The organism is Dyadobacter sp. Leaf189, assembly GCF_001424405.1.
GTDB lineage: Bacteria > Bacteroidota > Bacteroidia > Cytophagales > Spirosomataceae > Dyadobacter.
Genome location: NZ_LMPS01000010.1, coordinates 1 through 22,994 on the forward strand (window position 1 = coordinate 1; position 22,994 = coordinate 22,994).

The window sequence follows — 22,994 nt, forward strand, 5'->3', positions numbered from 1 at the left end:
CTGCCTAAGCCGGGGGCGCCCAGCCCAGAACCGCCGATGATACTTGGATCAAACCTGGTAAAGTAAGCGGGGCGCGTAGCCTGGTCGCCACAATACCAACACAATTAAAAGCCCCGCAGAAATGTGGGGCTTTTTTTGTGCTTAGCAGGCTGCCCCCGAACATGTAACTGTATTTTTCCCGACAGTTCTTAAATACTACTGCAAAAAGCAAGAAATTAGATTAATCCATAGGCAATCAGGCTGCAGTAAGATCCAGTCCATTCGAATATGTATAGTCACTAACCGATATTTTTTCAAAATTTTTGATAGATCCTGTTTTTATTTATATTTGCCTAACTGAATACAAAGAATCCAAAGATGAAAACAGTAAATACTATATGGTGGTGGCGTGCACGTCTTATCAAGATGGACGAGTAGGCTATTGTATGGTATAAGATATACTTTCACACGGCTCGCTGTTCATCTGACAGCGAGCCGTTTTTTTATGCACTTTTCGAAATGATCACCCATGAATACTGAAGAAAAAAAATACCTTATTACCACCAGATTTAAGAAATTACTAGCTGATACACTTACCCCCGTATCTATTTATCTCAAACTGCGGGATCGTTTTGTGAATACTATCCTGCTCGAAAGTTCAGATTACCACGGAAATGAAAACTCATTTACTTATATCTGCTGTGATCCGGTAGCTTCTTTCAAACTAAATTCAGGCATTGTAACTCAGCAATTTCCCGATGGAAAGGTTACTGATTACCAACTTCCCAACCAAAAAGACGCTGTACAAGCTCTTTATGCCTTTGCCCAAAGTTTTCAATCGGAAAAATCAATATTCCCCTTTATAACGAATGGATTGTTTGGTCACATGACCTACGATGCAGTAACGTACTTTGAGGATATAGAGATACAACCAGCAAGCCCCGAGACTGCTATCGATCAAATCTTTTACCAGGTTTACAGATACGTTATTGCCATCAATCACTTCAAAAACGAGCTATATATATTTGAGCATCAGTATGGAAGTGAAGTGGATGACGACGGTTTTGAGCAAATTGAAATTCTGATCAAAAACAGAAATTTCCCTAAATACGGATTTTCAACAGTCTCTGATGAAACTTCCAATGTTACAGATGATGAGATGCGCGCTGTAATCCAAAAAGGGATCGATCACTGCCTTCGCGGCGATGTATTCCAGATCGTACCTTCAAGAAGGTTCAGCCACGCATTCCAGGGTGATGAATTCAATGTTTACCGCGCTCTGAGATCAATTAATCCTTCCCCTTATCTCTTCTATTTCGACTACGGTAGCTATAAAATTTTTGGCTCTTCTCCCGAAAAACAGATTTTTATCAAAAAAGGCCAGGCTGAAATTCATCCTATTGCCGGCACTTTCAAGAGAACGGGAGATGACCTGGCTGATGCAGAAGCAGCACAGCAACTTTTGAACGATCCGAAGGAAACAGCAGAGCATGTAATGCTTGTCGATCTTGCGAGAAATGATCTTAGCAGAAGCTGTGACGAAGTAAAGGTTACCAATTACAAGGAGGTTCAATACTACTCTCACGTAATCCATTTGGTATCCAAAGTAGTGGGCAAGATGAAGAAAGATGTTAATCCGCTACAATTAGTCGCAGATACTTTCCCGGCAGGAACATTATCCGGAGCGCCAAAGCACAATGCAATGAAGCTCATTGATCAAATGGAGACCAGTAACCGCAGCATTTACGGCGGAGCTATCGGTTTTATGGATTTTAATGGCGACTTCAACCACGCAATTGCAATCAGAACATTCCTGAGTAAGGATAATACATTGTTTTTCAGGGCAGGTATGGGTGTTGTGGCCAAGTCAGACGTAGAAAGTGAATTGCAGGAAATCAATAACAAACTTGCTGCTCTTCGCCAGGCTATTAAGGTTGCACAGGAAATTTAGAATCGGAGAAAGTCCTGCATCTATGTTTCTGGACTATCAAGTAATATACAATCCATTTGAAGCGATCATAAAATGAAAATTCTGGTTCTCGATAATTACGATTCATTCACATACAACCTGGTCTATATTCTGCGTGAACTGCACGACCAGGTAGATATTTTTCGAAATGATAAGATCAGCCTCGATGAAGTATCCGAATATGACAAAATTCTACTTTCGCCAGGGCCTGGAATACCTTCGGAAGCAGGTATAATGCACGAGCTTATTCGTGAGTTTGGCCCTAGCAAGAGCATACTGGGGGTCTGCCTGGGCCACCAGGGAATTGGGGAGGTTTATGGCGCGACACTCGAGAACATGACAGATGTACTGCATGGAATCAGTGACACGGCCATCGTTACAGACAGCAGTGAACGAATCTTTAAAGGCCTTCCAGCCGAAATCAAAGTCGGGAGATACCATTCCTGGACTGTTATCCCGGAATCTTTCACCGAAGATCTGACCATTACCGCAGTTGACGAGAAAGGAAGGGTAATGGGACTTTCACACAAGAAATATGACGTTAAGGGCGTGCAGTTCCATCCGGAGTCGGTACTAACAGAGCACGGTAAAGAAATGCTTGAAAACTGGTTGAAAATTTAAGAAACCCTCTTAGTTCAATAATCAATAAGTAGTATAGTAAGCATGAAAAATATTCTTAGTCACTTGTTTGAGTACAAAATGCTTAGCAAGGAGCAGGCAAAAGACGTGTTGCTGGGAATTAGTACCGGCAAATATTCAAACTCTGAAATCGCATCATTCCTGACCATCTATGCGATGCGCAGTATTACGGTGGAAGAACTGGAAGGTTTCAGGGACGCAATGCTTGAACTCTGCCTCTCTCTTGATCTCTCTGCTTACGATCCGATCGACGTTTGCGGGACCGGCGGTGATGGAAAGGATACATTCAATATCTCAACCCTGTCGTGCTTTGTTGTCGCTGGTGCCGGACAGAAGGTTGCCAAACACGGTAATCATGGAGTGTCTTCGCTTTGCGGCTCCTCAACAGTGCTCGAATATCTGGGAGCCACATTCACGAACGACAAAGGATACCTGGAAAAAAAGATATCAGAAGCTGGTGTTTGCTTCTTGCACGCACCTCTTTTCCATCCTGCAATGAAAAATGTAGCGCCTGTCCGCCGCGAACTTGGGATCAAAACTTTCTTCAATATGCTGGGTCCGATGGTCAATCCGGTATCTCCCAAAAAGCAGCTTGTAGGGGTGTTTAGTCTTGAATTAGCGCGTCTTTTTGCTTATCTTTACCAACAAACGGATAAGAAATTTTTAGTTCTTCACGCGTTAGACGGATACGACGAAGTGTCATTAACAGGCCCTTTTAAAGTCATCACTGCTCAATATGAGCAGATCTTTTCCCCCTCTGATTTAGGGCTACAAACCTTGCGCGCACAGGATTTGTCCGGTGGCCAGACTGTCAAGGAATCTGCTGAGATTTTCATGAATGTTTTGAATGATATTGCGACGCCTTCCCAGAAGCAGGCGGTGATCGCAAATGCGGCATTAGCCTTGCATTGCGCTAACCCAAACCTGGCACTGACCGATGCGGTGGCTGCTGCCCGTGAATCTTTGGAGAGTAAAAAGGCGTTATATAGTTTTAAAAAGTTGGTTGAAGCTTAGCAACAACCGGTCTCAGGCATAAAATAAGAGTTATCAGGCCCTTAGATGAATATATTAGAGAAAATAATTGCCCGTAAGAAGATCGAAGTACTCGAATCAAAGAAAGAGAAGTCCTTCTCTGATCTTGAAAAAGAGATTTATTTCTCTAAATCCACCCATTCGCTGGCAAAAGCTTTAAGAGCGGCAACAAATCCGCAAATCATATCTGAATTCAAACGGAAATCTCCTTCCAAAGGCATTATAAATGATCAGGTAAGTCCAGAGGTTGTTACACGTGACTACGTCAATGCAGGCGCTGTGGCACTTTCTGTGTTGACCGACGTCGATTTTTTCGGCGGATCTTTCAACGATTTCCTTAAAGCACGCGAAGCTAATCCATCCATTCCTATGCTGCGCAAGGATTTTATCGTAGATGAGTACCAGCTTTTTGAGGCGAAAGCAATGGGTGCTGATGTAATTCTGTTGATTGCGGCTTGTCTGACGCCTCAGGAAGTCGCGTTTTTAAGCCACAGAGCGCATGAACTTGGGCTTGACGTGTTGTTGGAGGTCCATAATGAAGAAGAGCTGCTGGAGACCCTTAACGATAGCGTTGATATTGTGGGAGTGAACAACCGTAATTTGAAGACTTTCGAAACAGCTATTGAAACGTCGGTTGCATTAAGTAGCATGATCCCCGATTCTTTTGTCAAGATTTCAGAGAGCGGTTTGAAGGATGCAGAAACAATCACCAGATTATACCAGAACGGATATAAAGGTTTCCTGATCGGTGAGACATTTATGAAAACAGTAAATCCTGGCGCCGCACTAGCTGATTTACAAAAGGATATAACTCAACATAGCAATTTAAATCCCCTGTTTCTATGAAAATTAAAGTTTGCGGATTACGCCAGCAAAGTAACATTGAAGAGGTGGTCGCCCTTAAACCTAACTTTATCGGATTCATCTTTTACGAAAAATCCCCCCGCTTTGTTGGTGAAGAAATTAGTGAAGAATATATCAGGAGCATTCCTCAAAGCATTAAAAAAGTAGGCGTATTCGTGAATGCAAGCCCTGGCCACATTCTGAATATGGTCAAAAAGTACGACTTGCAGTACGCGCAGCTTCATGGAAATGAAATGCCCGACATTTGCCGCAGCATTCGTCAAAAGGGCGTGAGCGTGATCAAAGCTTTCTCCATCAATGCGCAGTTCAACTTCGCAATGCTCAATAATTACAAATCATTCTGCGATCTTTTCCTGTTTGATACTGCCGGCGCCAACCCGGGCGGGAACGGTACATCGTTTGATTGGAACCTGCTAAAAAAATACGACAACGAAAAGCCATTCTTCCTAAGCGGAGGTATCGGGCTGGATAACATAGAAGAGATCATAGAATTGTCAAAAACACTGCCTATTTACGGCATCGACGTAAACAGCAAGTTTGAAACAGAGCCGGGCATCAAAGACATTTCCAAATTGCAGGAATTGTTTGATCTGATCCGGATCAAAGAAAAAGAGGAAGCAGAAGCCTAAATTCTTATGGAAGATATAGCAGAAAAGACATCTTATCAGGTAGATAAAAATGGTTATTACGGGAGGTTCGGAGGTGCATTCATTCCTGAGATGCTATACCCGAACGTACAGGAATTGCGGGAAAATTATTTACAGATAATTGATGATCCTTCCTTCCAAAAAGCATACAGCGATTTACTGCGCGACTATGTAGGCCGGCCGACACCGCTTTACAAGGCTAATCGTCTTTCTGAAAAGTACCAGACCAATATATTCCTGAAAAGGGAAGACCTGTGCCACACCGGCGCACATAAGGTTAACAATACCATTGGCCAGATATTAATGGCGCAGCGACTTGGAAAAAAGCGCATTGTTGCTGAAACAGGCGCTGGCCAGCATGGTGTTGCTACTGCCACTGTTTGCGCCTTAATGGACCTGGAATGCATTGTGTACATGGGCGAGCTCGATATCGAGCGCCAGGCACCTAATGTAGCACGCATGAAAATGCTTGGGGCTGAGGTAAGACCAGCTACCTGCGGTTCCAGAACCCTGAAAGACGCTACCAATGAAGCAATGCGCCACTGGATCAATAATCCCGTTGATACACATTATATCATCGGTTCAGTAGTTGGTCCTCATCCTTACCCGGACATGGTAGCACGTTTTCAGTCTATCATTTCAGAAGAAATTAAATGGCAGCTCAAAGCGCATATCGGCAAAGAAACTCCCGACTACGTAGTTGCCTGCGTAGGTGGCGGCAGTAATGCAGCGGGCGCATTCTATCATTTTCTTGACGATGAAAACGTGAGGCTTGTGGCAGTAGAAGCCGCAGGTCTGGGCATTTCTTCCGGGCATTCCGCAGCTACAACTGCGCTGGGTAAGCCGGGTGTGCTGCATGGTAGCAGGACTATTTTAATGCAAACAGAAGACGGTCAGGTAGTTGAACCATTTTCCATCTCGGCCGGCCTTGATTATCCGGGCATTGGACCACAGCACGCATATCTCTACGACAGCGGCAGAGGAACATTCTTGTCCGCTACCGACGAGGAGGCTGTGCAGGCTGCATTTGAACTAACGCGCCTGGAAGGCATTATTCCTGCCCTGGAATCATCGCACGCGCTGGCTATTCTGGGAAGGCTGGGCGCAACAAAGAATGAAACCGTAGTACTTAATCTTTCCGGAAGGGGAGATAAGGATATGGCTACTTATATGAAATACATCGATTGATCTCACCTAAATATAACGTCTATGGCTACATTAACGCTACCCGAAGTTTTTGATTTAAGATTGAAAATTAAGGAGTTAGAAGAAAAAATTAATTCCGGAGAGTTGTCTTTGTTTGAAAGATGTGATTTTGAAGACGAAGTACTCGAACTGAAAGAAAAGCTGGGAGAGTTTGACCGTCTGAAATTCAGTGACGAAGGTGAGTGCCTCAACTGCTCCGCGTAGCCAAATGCATTACCATTTTTTACTATCTAAACTCAAAACAATGAATTTCAAGCAGGTTTTATTTGCATGCATGTTCCTGATCGGATCTGCTACATTCGTTTCCGCACAAACCACAACTTCCAAGAAAATGCTACGTCACGTTGTTCTCTTCAAATTTAAAGATTCAGCAACTCCTGCCCAGGTAAAAGAAGTTGAAGATGCATTCAGGGCGCTTCCTTCCAAAATAAAAGAGATTAAAGGATTGGAGTGGGGTACCAATAACAGTCCCGAAGGTTTGTCACAAGGTTTTACGCACGTGTTTTTTGTCACATTTGACAGTGAGGCAGGTCGTGAAGTATATCTTCCTCATCCTGATCACAAAGCTTTTGGTAAAGTCCTGGGCCCGCACCTGGACAAAGTATTGGTAGTAGATTACTGGGTAAAAGAATGAACCGGATTACAGCACTTTTTCAGCAGGGACAGCCAAACGGTGACGGACTGTTGAATGTATATTTTACAGCAGGCTTCCCTGAACTGAACGATACTGTTCGTGTTTTGCAGGCTTTGCAGGACGGAGGTGCCGATTTGGTTGAAATAGGAATGCCTTATTCCGATCCCGTCGCCGACGGCGAGACGATTCAAAAAAGCAATGATCGGGCACTGGAAAACGGTATGTCTGTGAAGGTACTTTTTGAACAGCTTAAAAACATGCGCGAGAAGATCACCGTGCCTGTGCTTTTAATGGGCTACGTCAATCCTGTTTTGCAGTATGGAGTGGAAGATTTCTGCCGCTCTTGTGCCGAGGTGGGCGTAGACGGGTTGATTTTACCCGATATGCCGATGGACGTGTACCAGAATGAATACAAGTCCATTTTCGATTCTTACGGTTTGTTAAATATCTTTTTGATTACGCCGCAGACCTCAGAATCGCGTATAAGGCAAATAGATGAGATCAGTGAGGGTTTCATCTACACCGTGTCTTCTGCGAGCGTGACAGGCTCAAAATCGGGCGTTAGCGCGGATATGGAATCCTATTTCAGCAGGCTGAATGCGATGAACCTGCGCAATCCAAGGTTAATCGGTTTTGGTATCCAGGATAATGCTACTTTCCGGAAGGCTTCTAGCCAGGCGGCCGGCGCTATTATCGGGAGTGCATTTATCCGTGTTTTGCAGAATTCTACCGATCTGGAACAGGATGTCAAGTCTTTTGTAAGATCAGTTAAGAATGCGCCGGAGGCTGTTGAGATTTAGCCGACGGTCAATTTGAATTTTCTTCAGGCATCAATTTTTTACAAACAACCCCGACGGGTTGTTTGTTTTTTTATCTAAAAAACTGGTGCAAATGAAAATGAAATTTCTTCTTAGCTCTCTACTGTTTCTCTGTTCCATTCAGTTGTATGCGCAGGTCAAATTGGACCTGGAAAGCGGATTGGTACTGGGTACGAATTACAATAAAGTCAGGATACCGAATGTAGGCGGTACTATCGTGAACCTGCCGGAAGATCTGAGTATAGATCCAAAGGTTTTTTATCGGATCAGGGCGGGTTATACCATCGCAAAAAGACACAACATTTCGCTTCTGTACGCGCCACTGACAGTTACTTACCAGGGCAATTTCAACAGGAATATCAATTTCAACAACACGACTTTCCTGGCTGGCCAGCCTGTTAAGGTGCATTACAAATTTAATTCTTACCGCCTTACTTATCGATACGATCTTATTTCACGGGCTCGCGCGCAGGTAGGGGTGGGGCTTACAGCCAAAATCAGAGATGCGGATGTACGCTTTCAAAATGAATCCTCAGACACGCACTTCGATAACCTGGGGTTTGTTCCGCTGATCAATTTCTACGTCGCATTGAAGCCGTCTTACCGGTGGTCTGTCATCCTGGAAGGTGATGCGCTTGCTTCAAAACAGGGGCGCGCAGAGGACATATTTGCGGGCGTTGCTTATCAGCTCAACAACAAACTGGGCGTGAAGCTGGGCTACCGGGTTGTGGAAGGTGGCGCTGACGTCGATGATGTTTACAATTTCAACTGGATCAATTACGCCTCAGCCGGGTTATTAATTACATTATAATATCACGGTAATTCACTATATTTCTTCGTTTAAAGCATATGCGGGAAGCTGGTAATTTTTGCTTCCTGCATACGTTGTAAGTCCACAGTTATAACGAGGATAGATATGGCACCTTTCACTCCGGCAATGGAAGGCCTGTTGCTGCGCATTCAGGAATACCGTCAAAAATATTATCAAAATCAGTTACTGAAAGGCATCATCTTCTCGTTGGGTCTTTTGCTGACTGTCTTTTTGTTTTTCAATACCATCGAATACTTTGGGCGGTTCAGCTCGGTTGTGCGCGGAATGCTTTTCTTCGGCTTTCTGGCTGTGCTTGTATTTTCGGTATTTCAATGGGTTGTCCAGCCCTTGATTCATTTGTCAGGCCTAAAAAAGCCGATTTCTGATGAGGCTGCTGCATTGCAAATCGGGCAGTATTTTCCGGAGATCGGCGACAAACTGGTGAATACCTTGCAATTGAGAAGCTTGTCGGGCAGCCAGTCAGACCTGATTGAAGCCAGTATCAAACAGAAATCCAATCAACTCCTCATAGTCCGCTTTTCCGATGCGATACGCTTCAATGAGAACAGGAAACGCGTTAAATATGCGATATATCCGCTGGCTGCAATTGCAGTAATTTTGTTGTTTAACCCTGCTTTTTTCTCTTCAAGCTCTGACCGGATTATCCATTTTCAGAAAAACTATACTTACGCTCCATTCTCATTTGTTCTTGAAAACAAAAATCTGAAGGCATTCCGGAACGAAGACTTTACATTAAAACTAAAACTGGAAGGTGAGGCGCTGCCGGCTGCTGTGTACCTGGTACAAAACGGCTCCCGCTTTAAACTTACTTCAGAGGGGAATCGCTCTTTTGCTTATACCTTCAAAAATCTGCAGCGCGATGTAACTTTCTCTTTCGACGCTGCGGGCTTTGCTTCTGACGAGTACCGCATTGATGTAAATGAGCGGCCTTCGCTGCTGTCCTTTGATGTAAACCTGCATTATCCGGCTTACCTGAATAAACCTTCGGAGGGACTGAGTAACGTCGGCAATTTGTCAGTTCCAGAGGGTACTACCATTGAATGGTACTTCAATACCGCGTCCACCAATTCACTTGCGATCAAATTCGAAAATGATTCGGCTTTGTACCAGGCAAAAGAAAGTAGCGGTGAACATTTCCAGATCCGGAAGTCAGTCAAAAGATCCGCGCAGTATCAGGTAAGTTTGAAAAATGATGAGACAACGAATGCAGACAAGATTGGCTATTTCATCAATGTTATTCCTGATAAACATCCGGTTTTGACACTCGAAAATTTCCAGGATACCACGCTATACAATTACCTTGTACTAGGCGGCTCGATCAGCGACGATTACGGGTTTTCTCAGCTCAAAATGTTCTACACTGTGAACCGGTCGGGGCAGAAAGAAGCTTCTCAACCCAAAGGAATTCCCATCCCATTTAACAAAACAGTCAATACACAGAGCTTTTTCTTCCAGTGGTATGTAGACAGCCTCAAACTCGCGCCTGGCGACAAGATCGAATACTACGCGCAGGTTTGGGATAACGACGGCATCAATGGAGCCAAAAGTGCTCGCTCGCGCTCCATTCAGTTTACAGTTCCTTCCAAGGATCAGCTCGAAGCTGAGATCAAAAAATCTGAACAGGAAACTGAGAACCAGATCCAGTCTGCGATGAAAAAGGCTCAGAATCTTCAGAAGGATATCGAAAACCTGGATAACCGCCTGAAAAGCAATAAAGAACTTGATTTCAAGGAGCAGAAGCAAATTGAAGAGGTACTACGCAAACGGGAGGAGCTGATGAAAGAATTGCAGGCTTTGCAGGAGAAACATCAGAATTCGAATGAGAAGTCCCGGCAGTTTAACCAACAAAGTCCGGAGCTGCAAAACAAGATCGAGCAGCTTCAAAAGCTGATGAATGCTTTAATGGATGAGAATACCGATAAGCTCTATAAGGATCTGAAAAAGCTTTTGGAACAAAAACAAAGTGAGCGGATGTCCAGCCTTATGGAAAAGCTCAAGAATAAGGAGAACAACCTTGAAAAGGAGTTGGAACGGACCATGAAGCTTTTCAAGCAAATGCAGCTTGAACAGAAAATGGAAAATCTGGTGGACAAGCTCAATGATCTTGCGGAGAAAGAAGATATGCTTGCTGAAAAAACCGAGCTAAATGACAAAAACAAGAACCAGGAAGATAAAGCTGGTAAGAATGAAGAACTGAAAAAAGAGCAGGAAAAAATCCAGGAGGATTTTCAAAAGGCGCAGGATAATGCGAAGGAAATAGAAAAAATGGGCGAGGAACTTGAAAAGCCTGTTGACACCCAGAAAGAGGAGCAAAAAGGCGCTGCTGAGCAGATGGAAGAAGCTAAGGCGCAACTAGCAAGGCAACAGAATAAAAAAGCGTCCACAGCCCAGAAAAAGGCCGCAGAATCGATGAAGAAAATGTCGCAGTCAATGGAAGAATCCATGGAAGCTGCGGAGATGGAACAGATGCAGGAAAACATGGATGATTTGCGTGACATTCTTGAGAACCTGATTACACTTTCTTTCGATCAGGAAGCATTGATGAAAGATTTTAAAGGTGTAAGCCTGCAAGACCCGCGGTTTGTCAAGCTTGGCCAGCAGCAACTGAAATTGAAGGACGACGCCAAAATAGTAGAAGACAGTCTCTATTCCCTGGCAGGTCGCGCCGAGCAGATCCAGGCATTTATCACCCGGGAGCTCAACGATATGAAATCCTACATGGATGAAAGTGTGAAAAGCATTAAAGACAGGCAGATCAATTCCGCGACATCGAAACAACAATCAGCGATGACTTCGATGAATAACCTGGCATTGATGTTAAGCGACGTTTTCAACCAGATGCAGCAGCAAATGGCAATGGCGATGCCAGGAGCAGGAAAAGGGAAAAAAGGCAAGCAAAAGGGCAACTCTCCGGGAATGGGAGAAATGCAGGAAAAATTGAATGGGCAGATCAAGCAACTTGGTGAGGGCAAAGAGGGGCAGGGTAACAGCTCTGAAAAGCTGGCGAGAATGGCCGCTGAGCAAGCCGCCATCCGTAAGATGATCCAGGATCTGATGGAATCTCAGAAAGGCTCGGAAGTTGGAAAGCAGATGGGCAAGGAGCTGCAGGAAATTGCGGACAAAATGGATGAGACCGAGACAGACCTCGTGAACAAACGCATTACACCAGAACTGATCAAGCGTAACCAGGAAATTACAACACGCCTGCTTGAATCTGAAAAAGCAATGAAGGAGCAGGACGAGGATGAACAGCGCAAGGCGCAAAGTGCAAAACAGCAGCCACGCCAGCCACCTGCTGCATTTGAAAAATACATTCGCGAAAAGGAAAAGCAAACGGAACTGCTGCGCACGATTCCTCCTACATTCTCTCCATTCTACAAGAGAGAGGTGGATACTTACTTCCGCAAGTACCAGGCAAAGAACTGATCAAAGGCGGTTCTTGTTGAACCAGCAGGCGAGGTTTTAACACGTTTTAAGAAAACGCTGATGACAACCGTAGCTTGCTGGTTCTTTTGTTATGAATATCCTTGCTATTTTTGTAAAATATTTATCATCAAATCTTTACGTCGAAGCAAGTAACCGGTAAGCCGGTTATGTTTGACAAAGTTTCCAAAAAAGCATGCTGAATTTCTTTTCCGAAGACGTAGAATTTAACCTCCCGCGTCCTCTAAAAACCAAGAAATGGTTAAAAATATCCTCAGAATCAGAGGGTTATATCATTAGTGAATTGAATTACATATTTTGCTCCGATGATTACCTTCTGGAAATCAATAAAGAGTACCTCAACCACGATTATTATACGGACATTGTTACGTTTGATAACAGTGAAGAAGAGAAGCAACTGGCTGGCGACATATACGTCAGCGTCGACAGAGTGAGGGAAAATGCAGAAACGTTTCAGGTGGATTTTGAGACAGAACTAAGGCGCGTGCTTGTGCACGGATTACTGCATTTAATGGGCTATGGCGACTCTAATGATGAAGAGAAGGCTTTGATGAGGGAGAAGGAAAATCAACATCTTACACGCTTCTAATTAAATTTCCACGTGGAACACTTTAACTAAAGTGGTTTAACAAGAATACAAATTATGTTTCAAGAATATGACGTGATAGTAGTAGGAGCGGGGCACGCGGGATGTGAGGCAGCTGCGGCTGCAGCTACGATGGGCTCTAAGGTACTGCTGATTACAATGAACATGCATACCATCGCGCAAATGTCCTGTAACCCCGCAATGGGCGGCGTTGCGAAAGGACAGATCGTCCGTGAAATTGATGCATTGGGAGGACAGTCTGGTATCGTGAGTGACAAGACAATGATTCAGTTCCGGATGCTTAATCTTTCAAAAGGTCCTGCTATGTGGAGCCCGCGCTGCCAGAGCGATCGCGCACTCTTTGCAACCGAATGGAGGAACATTCTCGAGAATAATCCTAATGTTGACTTTTGGCAGGATACAGCCAAAGAGCTTATTATTGAAAATGGAGCAGCGAGAGGTGTGAAAACAAGTCTTGGTATCGAGATCAAATCCAAGTCTGTTGTTCTTACCAATGGTACATTCCTGAATGGACTGATTCATATTGGCGAGAAGAACTTTGGTGGCGGACGTACCGGAGAGAAGTCTGCTACTGGGCTCACTGAGCAGCTTGTTCAACTCGGATTTGAAGCAGGACGAATGAAAACCGGAACGCCGCCACGCGTAGACGGCCGATCACTCGACTACTCTAAAATGGAGGAGCAACCTGGTGACGAGAAGCCAGCCAAATTCTCTTACACGGATACGAAGCCACTGGCTAAGCAACGGAGCTGCTGGATTACTTACACCAACCAGGAAGTACATGATGTTCTGAAAACCGGCTTTGAAAAATCGCCTATGTTTTCGGGCCGCATTAAGGGGCTTGGACCAAGATATTGCCCGTCTGTCGAAGACAAGATCAACCGTTTTGCAGATAAAGACCGTCACCAGATCTTCGTTGAACCGGAAGGGTGGGATACTGTTGAAGTATATGTAAATGGTTTTTCGACTTCATTACCTGAGGACGTTCAATACGCTGCACTACGGAAAATTCCAGGTTTTGAGAATGCAAAAATGTTCCGCCCGGGCTATGCGATCGAGTACGATTACTTTCCGCCGACACAGCTAAAATCAACACTTGAAACACACCTGATCAAAAATCTATTTTTTGCAGGGCAGATTAACGGAACTACGGGCTATGAAGAAGCAGCTTGTCAGGGTTTGATGGCAGGTATCAATGCGCATCAAAATGTAAACGAACTCGAACCGTTTGTACTGAAAAGATCGGAAGCTTATATTGGCGTACTCATCGACGATCTGATCAACAAAGGCACTGAGGAACCATACCGGATGTTTACCTCCCGAGCTGAGTACCGCACATTGCTCCGCCAGGACAATGCTGATATCAGATTAACTCAGAAGGGGTACGAAATTGGTTTGGCTAGCCAGGACAGATTGGATGCTGTTCATAAAAAACAACAGGAAGTTACGGCTATCATTTCAACGCTTTCGTCCAATAAAGTTACCCCGGAAGAAATCAACGATACACTTGAATCACTCGGCACTGCGCAACTCAGAGAAAAAGTGGCTGTTGCTCAGTTGCTGAAACGTCCGCAGATTTCCATTGAAAAACTGGCAGAACACAGTCCGATTATAGCAGATCTGATCAAGGATTTCAGCCTGGAATCCGTTCAGCAAGCCGAGATAAATCTCAAATATGACAGCTATATAGAGAAAGAAATGCTGCTGGTTGAAAAGATGAACAAGTTGGAAAATCTGAGCATCATCGAGAACTTCAACTATGACGTGGTTACCTCGCTATCCTTTGAAGGGCGTGAGAAGCTGAAACGCACGCGCCCTGCCACAATAGGACAGGCTTCCAGAATCAGCGGCGTGAGTCCATCAGATATATCCGTTTTAATGCTTTATATAGGTCGATAATTGGAAACAATAATTAATTGCCCGGTTTGCCAGAATACCAACTTCCACGAACATTTAACCGTCGTGGACTACACAGTTTCGAAAGAAAAATTTCAGATTCAGGAATGCGGATCCTGCCATTTCCTATTCACTAATCCACGGCCAGCTGAGCAGGAGATAGGCTCGTATTATGAGTCGCAGGACTATATTTCCCATCATGATGATTCCAAAGATCTGATGAGCCGGGTGTATACATCCGTACGGGATTATACTATTCAGCAGAAAATAAAGCTGATTAACCAACACTCCCAGCAGAAAGGTACATTACTGGATATTGGTTGCGGAACGGGCAGCTTTGCCAAGTCTATTCAGGATAATGGCTGGCGGGTCTTTGGAACTGAGCCGGACTCAGGTGCAAGAAAAGTGGCAGCAGAACGAATTGGGGCTACTGTTTACACTGACATTTTTCAACCGGAAATAGGTGCTCAAACGTATGATACTATTACGATGTGGCACGTTCTGGAACATGTTCACAAGCTGAATGAAACTGTCGATTGGTTAACTGAGCACCTCAGCAAAACGGGAGTACTTGTCATTGCTGTACCAAATCCTGACTCCTACGATGCTCAAAAATACAAGCAGCAATGGGCAGCTTACGATGTACCGAGGCATTTGTACCACTTCACCAAAGGCAGCATGAAACTGCTTATGGAGAAGCACGGAATGGAAGTAAAAGAGACACTCCCGATGTGGTTTGATTCGTTTTACGTGAGTATGCTCAGTACCAAATACCAGAAGCAAAAAATCGATCTGGCAGATAGTATAATCACTGGCCTCACATCTAACTGGAAAGGAAGAACGTCGCCACAAAGAGCAATTAATACATCGAGCATTATTTACATTATCAAAAAGAAATAACATCTAAACGCATTGTTTCAGCCCCTGTACCAACCATGTACCGGGGCTTTTTAAATACTACTGATTATGATCCGGACCATTCTGTTTGCCCTTCTTTTTTTGTTTTTATTCGATCGTTGCGCCCAGCAGGTTTCGCCTACGGGAGGAAAGAAAGATTCCATCCCGCCTAATCTGGTAGAAAGCGTCCCAGTTAACAAAACCTTGAACTTTAAAGGCAAAAAGGTAGAGCTGTTTTTTGATGAATATGTGGTTGTAGATAACATCAATCAAAAGCTGGTAATTACCCCGGAGGCAGATAATCCCTATTCCTACAAACTGAATGGAACATCGGTGCTGCTGACATTCAAAAACAACTTTAAAGACAGTACTACATTCACATTGAATTTTGGAGACGCTATTAAGGACTTTGCTGAAAAAAATCCGTCAAAAAACCTGAAAATTGTCTTTAGTACAGGCTCCTCGCTCGACTCCGGGAGGGTATATGGGGTGGTTAAGGATATTCAGACTAACAAGCCCATTTTCGACGCGCTGGTGGGCCTTTACAACATCAGCGATACGCTCGATATAGCGAAGCAAAAACCTTATTATTTCTCCAGAACCGATAGCAGTGGCGTATTCTCTATTGAAAATATTCAAACCAAAACTTTCAAGCTTGTCGCAATTGATGATAAGAACAGAAATATGCTGTACAATGCAAGAGACGAACGCACTGGCTTCCTGAACGAGAATGTAACTGCCGGCGTAGATTCTATCTCCTACAATATCTCCATGTATTTGTCGGATAACACACCCTTGAAGATCCAGAGAACCACTCCGCGCGTCAACAACTATGCAGTCATTTTCAGTAAACCGGTTGAGAAAGTCGACGTGACTTTTATGAACAAGGATACCCTTCCGTATTTGCTTGAACAAGGTACTTCGCTCAAATTTTTCAATGTTCAACCACACCCTGACTCCACATTAGTAAAGCTTGTCGCAACGGACTCGCTCGGCACAACTACGGAATTTGAACAAAAAATCGCCTTTCAGCAGCCAAGAGGGAAGGAGCGTCAAAAAGATCCATTCTCTTTAACAACACTACCAGAATCGAACAAACCTCTTGAAAATACATTCACCTACAAACTGATATTAAACAAGCCGGTTCAATACCTGGACGACAAAAAGATCACATTGATTACAGACAGCCTGTCTCATGAGCCGCTCAGCTCGTTCAAATGGGAGTGGAATGCAAATCACAATATTGTACTCATTAGTGCGAAATCCTTCGCCAAAGACTCTATTAAATGGGATATACCAAAAGGTTCCGTAATCAGTGTAGAGGGGGATACACTCGCTCGAATGTTCATCAAGCACCCTGTTCTTAATGCTGAGGATTTCGGAATAATCAGGGGCAGGGTAGTCAACGCTGACACGGCGAGCAATTATATTGTAGAACTCGTAGATGAGCAATTCAAGCTGATCAGCCGCATTCAAAACACAACCTACAATTTTCAGAATATACCACAGGGAAAGTACCTACTGCGTGTCATTGTAGACAAAAACAAAAATCAAAAATGGGATACGGGCGAAATGGCCAAAGGCCGGCAACCGGAAGCTATCTACTATCTGCCTGATAAGGTCATGTTGAAGGCCAATTTCGAGCTCAATGACATCAACATTGTCATTCCTAAATGAAATTTAATGAAAAGTTATCCCTAGAGTGTGGATAACTATGTGAATAAGCCGTGAATTTTGTTGGTAAGAGGTATGATTTTGTGGATAAGTCTGTGAATAACTCGGAAAAAGCGTTGATAAATATCCGGTCTTCTACCTCCAGTGGATAAAATACTAGCTAACCTTGAGTTAACAGCCTGTTGATACACAGTTGAGAATGTGGATTAATCAAAACAGGCTACGAGAATCACTTATCCACACTCTTTTCTTCCCCGAATAATGTTTACATTGTCATTCAGCTTATTAGATGTTGACTTCTTACTAAAGTTATCCTCATTCATTCCTTAAGTTATTAACAAATTGTGGATAACTATGTGGATCTTAAGTGGACAAACGTTTTATCTACATATCCACAGCGCTAGAGAACAATAGTAATTAAAAACAAAAAGTCTTTTTTCTATTATGAGAAAGGTATGCGAGTTGCTGATAATAGTTTTGATTATTGCGGCCGTGGCGGGAGCGGCGCGGGCCCAGAGCGAAAAGGAAATGGCCGAGGAGTACTTCAAAAACGGAGATTGCGCGAAAGCATTAACCTATTACAACAATCTTCTCAAGACTAGCTTCGAGAAATCCTCTCTCAAGAACTACACCAGTTGTATCATCAAAATAAAAGACTGGTCTGCTGCTGAACAATTCTATAAGAAACAGATCAAAGCCGACGCCGGGAATGCAAGCTGGTATTACCTGTACTGGGGAATGCTGCTGGAAGCGCAGGGAAAGCCGCAGGAGGCTTCTAAAAAGAATGAGCAGGCCGTGGTATCATCAGGTGCTAAAATCGAGCTCAAACGTGATTTGGCTGAGGAATTCCGTAATATAAGTCAGCCTGAATGGGCCAAGAATATCCTCCTGGAAGCGAGGGAATCCATCAAGCGAAACGACATTTTCCAGTTGGAACTGGCGAGTGTCTACCGGGATCTTAATCAGCCCGAGAAGATGATAGATGAATTGTTATCTTATGGGATGCGGTACCAGAACACGGAGGTGGTACAGAACATGCTTCAGGATTTCACAAAGGATGAGAAGGAGCAGGCTTTATTAGAGAAAGTACTGTATGATAAAATTCAGAAGTTCCCTAACGAAGGTTTTTACAACGAATTGCTGATTTGGTACCAGATTCAGAAAAAGGACTTTTACAAAGCATTTATTCAGGAAAGAGCTTTGGACAGACGGTTCAAGCACAATGGGGCCAGGCTCTATAATCTTGGAATGCTCGCATTGCAGAACCTGGATTACCAGAATGCCGGTACCATTTTCGATCATTTGGTAAAAGAATATCCGAAGGGTCAGCTCTATCCTGTGTCACGGCGAATGGCCATTTTCGCCAGGGAAGAGCAGGTAAAAAATACGTATCCGATCAAGCGCGGAGAGGTTCAGAAATTGCTCGGTCAATACCAGGAGTTGGTCGATGAGCTTGGCGTTAACGTACGTACAATAGAAGCCCTTAGAAACATGGCAATCCTCTATGCATTCTACATGGATGATTTTAAGAAAGCGACCGAAACACTTCAGATCGCGATAGAGGCAGGGAAGCAGGAGAAGAATTTCGTAGACAAATGCAAGCTTGATCTGGGTGACATTTATTTACTTCAGGGAGAACCGTGGGAGGCTACACTGGTGTATTCACAAGTTGAAAAATCGCAGAAGGATGATCTGCTCGGTTATGAAGCAAAGCTGAGAAATGCTAAGCTCCATTATTTCAAAGGAGAATTTGAGTTGGCGAAAGCAGTACTTGACATTTTAAAGAAGGCAACATCAAGAGAAATTGCAAATGACGCCAATAATTTGTCTCTCCTTATCATGGATAACACAGGCCTGGATAGTACCGAAACTGCAATGAAACGCTATTCGGCGGTGGAGCTTCAATTGTTTCAAAATAAAAAATACGAAGCGATAGATTCTCTTAAGAGTTTGTATCAGCAGTATCAAAGTCACAGTTTGACAGATGAGATTGTTTGGCTCACTGCTAAAACTTACATTAAGCTTGACAGTAACCAGCAAGCTCTCGAAAGTCTCAAACTGTTATACTCAAAGTTCGGTCACGACATTTATGGAGATGATGCATTGTTTGCTATGGCAAAGCTTTATCAGGAAAAGTTGAATGATAAAGAACAATCGATGAAGCTTTACCAGGAACTGATGGAAAAGTATCCGGGTAGCATCTTCGTGGCGGAATCGAGAAAACGTTTCCGGATCCTGCGTGGTGATGTGATTAATTAAGATATTGGCAGCAAATGTAAAAGCGGTAAAAAGTGTATGCTTTTGACCGCTTTTACATTTGCATATTTCAGAGTCAGACCCGGTCAGCTTCCATCCATTTAAATCTCAGGCGATACAAAAAGCAGACTTACAATGCTAACTCATTCAATAATAAGTTCTTGAAGTCTTCAAAGGTTGGCTCCATTTTTACTGCTACTTTTTCAATATGGAGCAAAGATTCGAGTCTTGCCGGGATTTCAATGCTTTTTCCCAAAGTTTGTTCTACCAGGTCGATAAATTTGGCTGGATGAGCGGTTGAAAGAAAAACTCCTGTAAAATCAGCACCTGACTCTTTACGATATTTCTGCAACCCCAGGTAGGCAACTGCAGTATGAGGACACATTACATAATTTGTACTTTCAAAAACCTCCCGCATGGCTTGCTGCGTTTCTTCATCGGTGAAGAAGGCACCCGAAATTTTTTCGGTCACCAATTTCCAGTCGTCACCGAAAAATCTTTGTAACCGAACAAAGTTGCTGGGACTGCCGACATCCATGGCATTTGAAATTGTTTCAATGGAAGGGTGTGGGTCGTATAGTCCTGACGTCAGATATCTGGGAACCGCATTGTTCAGGTTAGTAGACGCCACGAAATGTTCAACAGGTAGTCCCATTCTAAAAGCGAGGACGCCCGCACTCAAATTACCGAAGTTGCCGCTTGGTACAGAAAAGACAATTGATTTTCCTAACTTCTTTAACTGGGCAAAAGCAGAGAAGAAATAAAATGATTGAGGAATCAATCGTGCAATATTGATCGAGTTAGCTGATGCAAGATTATAATGCTGCCGAAGTTCAGGATCCAAAAAAGCTTCTTTTACTAGTTTCTGGCAATCATCGAAAGTACCATTAACCTCAATGGCAGTAACGTTGTGGCCGAGCGTAGTTAATTGTTTTTCTTGTATCTCACTTACTTTTCCACTTGGATACAAGATTGTGACACTGATACCAGGTACTTGATAGAACCCCTGTGCAACAGCTCCTCCGGTATCTCCTGATGTAGCAACCAGAATTTTTATTTCCCTGTCTGATTTGAGAAGGAAGTGCGACATTACCGCAGCCATAAATCTGGCACCAAAGTCTTTAAAAGCCATTGACGGCCCATGGAAAAGCTCCAAAACATAATCCTCAGGTGCAATCCCGACAATCGGAGCCTCGAAATCGTAGGCGTGTTCTATAATGTTTTCTAGCTCACTTCTGGTAATTTCGCCTTCAAACAGGGTAGTCGCAACTTCAACAGCAATTTCCTTGAACGAACGATTTTCTATATCCACCAGAAAATCCTCTGATATTTTGGGAATATACTCCGGCATGTAAAGACCGTTATCTGGTGGCAAGCTGTTAAAAATTGCTTCCTCCAGAGAGGCTTTCAAGGCTGCATTTTTGGTGCTGTGAAATATCATTTTAGTAAAATCTGTTTCTTCGTTAAGGACAGCAAATTTAGTTAAAATACCTGCGCTAAGCGATTGGAGATTCTGATATCAGGAAACCGATAGCACAGTCATTGATGTTATTGGTACCAGACCTTCCGTTTAGTTCTTTAAAATAAGTCTTTCAATATATTTTCATTTAACAATCTACAGACTAAATAATATGTCGATAGGTATTTTCAATGTTCCGGCAGCTAAAAATGAGCCGGTTAAGAACTATGCTCCCGGAAGCCCGGAAAGAGCATTATTAAAGAAAGCGCTTGAAGAGGCAAGATCAAAAGTGATCGATATTCCACAATACATTGGTTCGGAGGAAATCTTTTCAGGTAACAAAAAGAAAATAGCGCCACCTCACGATCATCAGCATCTACTGGGTTACTATCATGAAGGGAATGCAGATGACGTTAGTAAGGCGATAAAAACAGCATTAGAAGCCCGGCACGAATGGGCTTCGCTAAACTGGGAGCAACGTGCCGCTATTTTCCTGAAAGCAGCCGACTTAATAGCTGGTCCGTACAGAGCAGAAATCAATGCAGCAACGATGCTTGGACAGTCGAAAAATGCTTACCAGGCTGAGATCGACTCAGCGTGTGAGATCATTGATTTTCTGCGACTCAATGTAAATTTCATGCGTGATATCTATGAAGAGCAGCCCATTTCATCAGATGGTGTCTGGAACCGCATGGAGTATCGTCCTTTGGAGGGATTTGTGTTTGCAATTACCCCTTTTAATTTTACTGCAATTGCCGGAAATTTACCTGCTGCGCCTGCATTGATGGGAAACGTAGTGTTATGGAAGCCTGCATTTACTCAGGTTTACTCTGCAAATGTGCTCATGAAAGTCTTCAAAGAAGCAGGTCTTCCCGACGGAGTTATTAATATGATCCTGGTCGACGGACCTATTGCCGGGGATATTATTTTCAAACATCCTGATTTCTCCGGGATTCATTTTACAGGAAGTACAAAGGTTTTTCAGAACATATGGAAGACGATCGGAGAGAATATAGGCGTGTATAAATCCTTCCCGAGAATTGTTGGTGAAACCGGCGGAAAGGATTTTGTGCTTGCACACAAGTCAGCTGATCCGCAAGCATTAGCCACAGCTTTAATAAGGGGAGCGTTTGAATATCAGGGACAAAAATGTTCAGCTGCATCAAGGGCTTATATTCCGGCTAATCTGTGGGACGATGTTAAGGCTTTAATGCTTAAAGATCTTTCTGAGATCGAAATGGGCGGTGTCGAAGATTTTGGCAACTTTATCAATGCTGTGATTGATGAGAGATCATTTGATAAAATTGCTACCTATATAGATGGAGTGAAAACAAGTAATGATGCTGAAATTATTGCCGGAGGGACGTTTGACAAATCTCAGGGCTATTTTGTACACCCTACGATCATTCGTGCATTCAAACCCGATTATATCACGATGTGCGAAGAGATTTTCGGCCCTGTGTTGACGGTATATATATATGATGAAAATAATTTTGACGAAATCATCAAGGTTATTGATCAGACATCGCCGTATGCTTTGACCGGCGCAGTGTTTTCCAGAGACCGGTATGCTATACAATATGCAACGGAGAAGCTGGTTAATTCGGCTGGAAACTTTTACATCAATGATAAGCCCACAGGCGCAGTTGTAGGGCAACAACCTTTTGGGGGTGCACGCGGATCTGGGACTAATGATAAAGCTGGTTCAGTTTTAAACTTGCTTCGATGGGTTTCACCGAGGGCCATTAAAGAAACCCTGATTTCGCCTACAAATTACAAATATCCCTTCTTGGAGCGCGGATAATTGTATGTAGCTCAGTTAAAATTTTCTTTAATAAAGAACTTCATAAAAATGGAAGTTTTTTTCTAGCTGAGTATTGCAACCGAAAATTTTTTTGCTACCTTTGCAATCCCAATCGCAAACAGAGCAAGAGAAAAGAAGTAAAGAAAGCGTGATTGGCACTGTTCTTTGACATGATGAGATAAACCAAAGGAGTAAGAAAAACTCGTTTGAATAGAATTAAGCTACTATTAGTAGCAAGCAATATTTACAATGGAGAGTTTGATCCTGGCTCAGGATGAACGCTAGCGGCAGGCTTAATACATGCAAGGCGAAGGGGCAGCAATGTCACTGTCGTACG

18 protein-coding genes and 1 rRNA gene are annotated in these 22,994 nt (G+C 43.5%); 18 read left to right on the forward strand and 1 reads right to left on the reverse strand.

Annotation, left to right across the window (positions count from 1 at the left end; genetic code table 11):
• Window positions 1–508: 508 nt before the first annotated feature.
• From ASG33_RS25320 to ASG33_RS25395, 16 genes are all read left to right on the forward strand, one after another.
• The gene (locus ASG33_RS25320; RefSeq protein ID WP_056292358.1) at window positions 509–1,930 is read left to right on the forward strand and encodes an anthranilate synthase component I family protein; all 1,422 of its coding nucleotides are present in this window, start codon (window positions 509–511) and stop codon (window positions 1,928–1,930) included.
• Between the two features lie 72 nt (window positions 1,931–2,002).
• Window positions 2,003–2,569, forward strand: a complete 567-nt coding sequence (locus ASG33_RS25325; RefSeq protein WP_056292360.1) for an aminodeoxychorismate/anthranilate synthase component II — start codon at window positions 2,003–2,005, stop codon at window positions 2,567–2,569.
• 42 nt (window positions 2,570–2,611) lie between these two features.
• Window positions 2,612–3,601 carry an anthranilate phosphoribosyltransferase gene (gene trpD, locus ASG33_RS25330; RefSeq protein WP_056292363.1) on the forward strand — a complete coding sequence of 330 codons (990 nt, stop codon included), beginning with the start codon at window positions 2,612–2,614 and terminating at the stop codon, window positions 3,599–3,601.
• A gap of 45 nt (window positions 3,602–3,646) precedes the next feature.
• Entirely contained in the window at window positions 3,647–4,465 is an 819-nt protein-coding gene (gene trpC, locus ASG33_RS25335) for an indole-3-glycerol phosphate synthase TrpC (protein ID WP_056292366.1), read from the forward strand.
• On the forward strand, window positions 4,462–5,112 hold the full coding sequence (locus tag ASG33_RS25340) for a phosphoribosylanthranilate isomerase (RefSeq protein ID WP_056292367.1): 651 nt from the start codon (window positions 4,462–4,464) through the stop codon (window positions 5,110–5,112). Before trpC ends, ASG33_RS25340 begins: the two co-directional genes overlap by 4 nt.
• Before the next feature lie 6 nt (window positions 5,113–5,118).
• Window positions 5,119–6,318 carry a tryptophan synthase subunit beta gene (gene trpB / locus ASG33_RS25345; RefSeq protein WP_056292369.1) on the forward strand — a complete coding sequence of 400 codons (1,200 nt, stop codon included), beginning with the start codon at window positions 5,119–5,121 and terminating at the stop codon, window positions 6,316–6,318.
• A 21-nt stretch (window positions 6,319–6,339) separates the two neighbouring features.
• Complete coding sequence (locus ASG33_RS25350) at window positions 6,340–6,540, forward strand: hypothetical protein (RefSeq protein ID WP_056292372.1); 201 nt, start codon at window positions 6,340–6,342, stop codon at window positions 6,538–6,540.
• A gap of 70 nt (window positions 6,541–6,610) precedes the next feature.
• On the forward strand, window positions 6,611–6,970 hold the full coding sequence (locus tag ASG33_RS25355; protein WP_056292396.1) for a Dabb family protein: 360 nt from the start codon (window positions 6,611–6,613) through the stop codon (window positions 6,968–6,970).
• Window positions 6,967–7,770, forward strand: coding sequence for a tryptophan synthase subunit alpha (gene trpA / locus ASG33_RS25360; protein ID WP_056292375.1), 804 nt, complete (start codon window positions 6,967–6,969; stop codon window positions 7,768–7,770). Before ASG33_RS25355 ends, trpA begins: the two co-directional genes overlap by 4 nt.
• 91 nt (window positions 7,771–7,861) lie before the next feature.
• Complete coding sequence (locus ASG33_RS25365; protein WP_229238861.1) at window positions 7,862–8,599, forward strand: outer membrane beta-barrel protein; 738 nt, start codon at window positions 7,862–7,864, stop codon at window positions 8,597–8,599.
• A gap of 126 nt (window positions 8,600–8,725) precedes the next feature.
• Window positions 8,726–12,046 carry a DUF4175 family protein gene (locus ASG33_RS25370; protein ID WP_056292403.1) on the forward strand — a complete coding sequence of 1,107 codons (3,321 nt, stop codon included), beginning with the start codon at window positions 8,726–8,728 and terminating at the stop codon, window positions 12,044–12,046.
• A gap of 193 nt (window positions 12,047–12,239) precedes the next feature.
• Window positions 12,240–12,653 carry an rRNA maturation RNase YbeY gene (gene ybeY / locus ASG33_RS25375; RefSeq protein WP_056292378.1) on the forward strand — a complete coding sequence of 138 codons (414 nt, stop codon included), beginning with the start codon at window positions 12,240–12,242 and terminating at the stop codon, window positions 12,651–12,653.
• A gap of 54 nt (window positions 12,654–12,707) precedes the next feature.
• Complete coding sequence (mnmG, locus tag ASG33_RS25380) at window positions 12,708–14,570, forward strand: tRNA uridine-5-carboxymethylaminomethyl(34) synthesis enzyme MnmG (protein ID WP_056292382.1); 1,863 nt, start codon at window positions 12,708–12,710, stop codon at window positions 14,568–14,570.
• A complete protein-coding gene (locus tag ASG33_RS25385) occupies window positions 14,571–15,467 on the forward strand; it encodes a bifunctional 2-polyprenyl-6-hydroxyphenol methylase/3-demethylubiquinol 3-O-methyltransferase UbiG (RefSeq protein WP_056292385.1) in 897 nt (298 codons plus the stop codon).
• Between the two features lie 66 nt (window positions 15,468–15,533).
• The gene (locus tag ASG33_RS25390) at window positions 15,534–17,141 is read left to right on the forward strand and encodes an Ig-like domain-containing domain (RefSeq protein ID WP_056292387.1); all 1,608 of its coding nucleotides are present in this window, start codon (window positions 15,534–15,536) and stop codon (window positions 17,139–17,141) included.
• Window positions 17,142–17,582: 441 nt separating this feature from the next.
• A complete protein-coding gene (locus ASG33_RS25395) occupies window positions 17,583–19,397 on the forward strand; it encodes a tetratricopeptide repeat protein (protein WP_229238863.1) in 1,815 nt (604 codons plus the stop codon).
• Between the two features lie 127 nt (window positions 19,398–19,524).
• On the opposite strand, the gene thrC is transcribed toward ASG33_RS25395, so the two are convergent.
• A complete protein-coding gene (thrC, locus tag ASG33_RS25400) occupies window positions 19,525–20,835 on the reverse strand; it encodes a threonine synthase (protein ID WP_056292390.1) in 1,311 nt (436 codons plus the stop codon).
• A 190-nt stretch (window positions 20,836–21,025) separates the two neighbouring features.
• Here thrC and pruA point away from each other — a divergent pair, with 190 nt between their 5' ends.
• Both pruA and ASG33_RS25410 read left to right on the forward strand, forming a co-directional pair.
• On the forward strand, window positions 21,026–22,657 hold the full coding sequence (gene pruA / locus ASG33_RS25405; RefSeq protein WP_056292393.1) for an L-glutamate gamma-semialdehyde dehydrogenase: 1,632 nt from the start codon (window positions 21,026–21,028) through the stop codon (window positions 22,655–22,657).
• A 246-nt stretch (window positions 22,658–22,903) separates the two neighbouring features.
• A 16S ribosomal RNA gene (locus tag ASG33_RS25410) occupies window positions 22,904–22,994 on the forward strand; the annotation flags it as partial.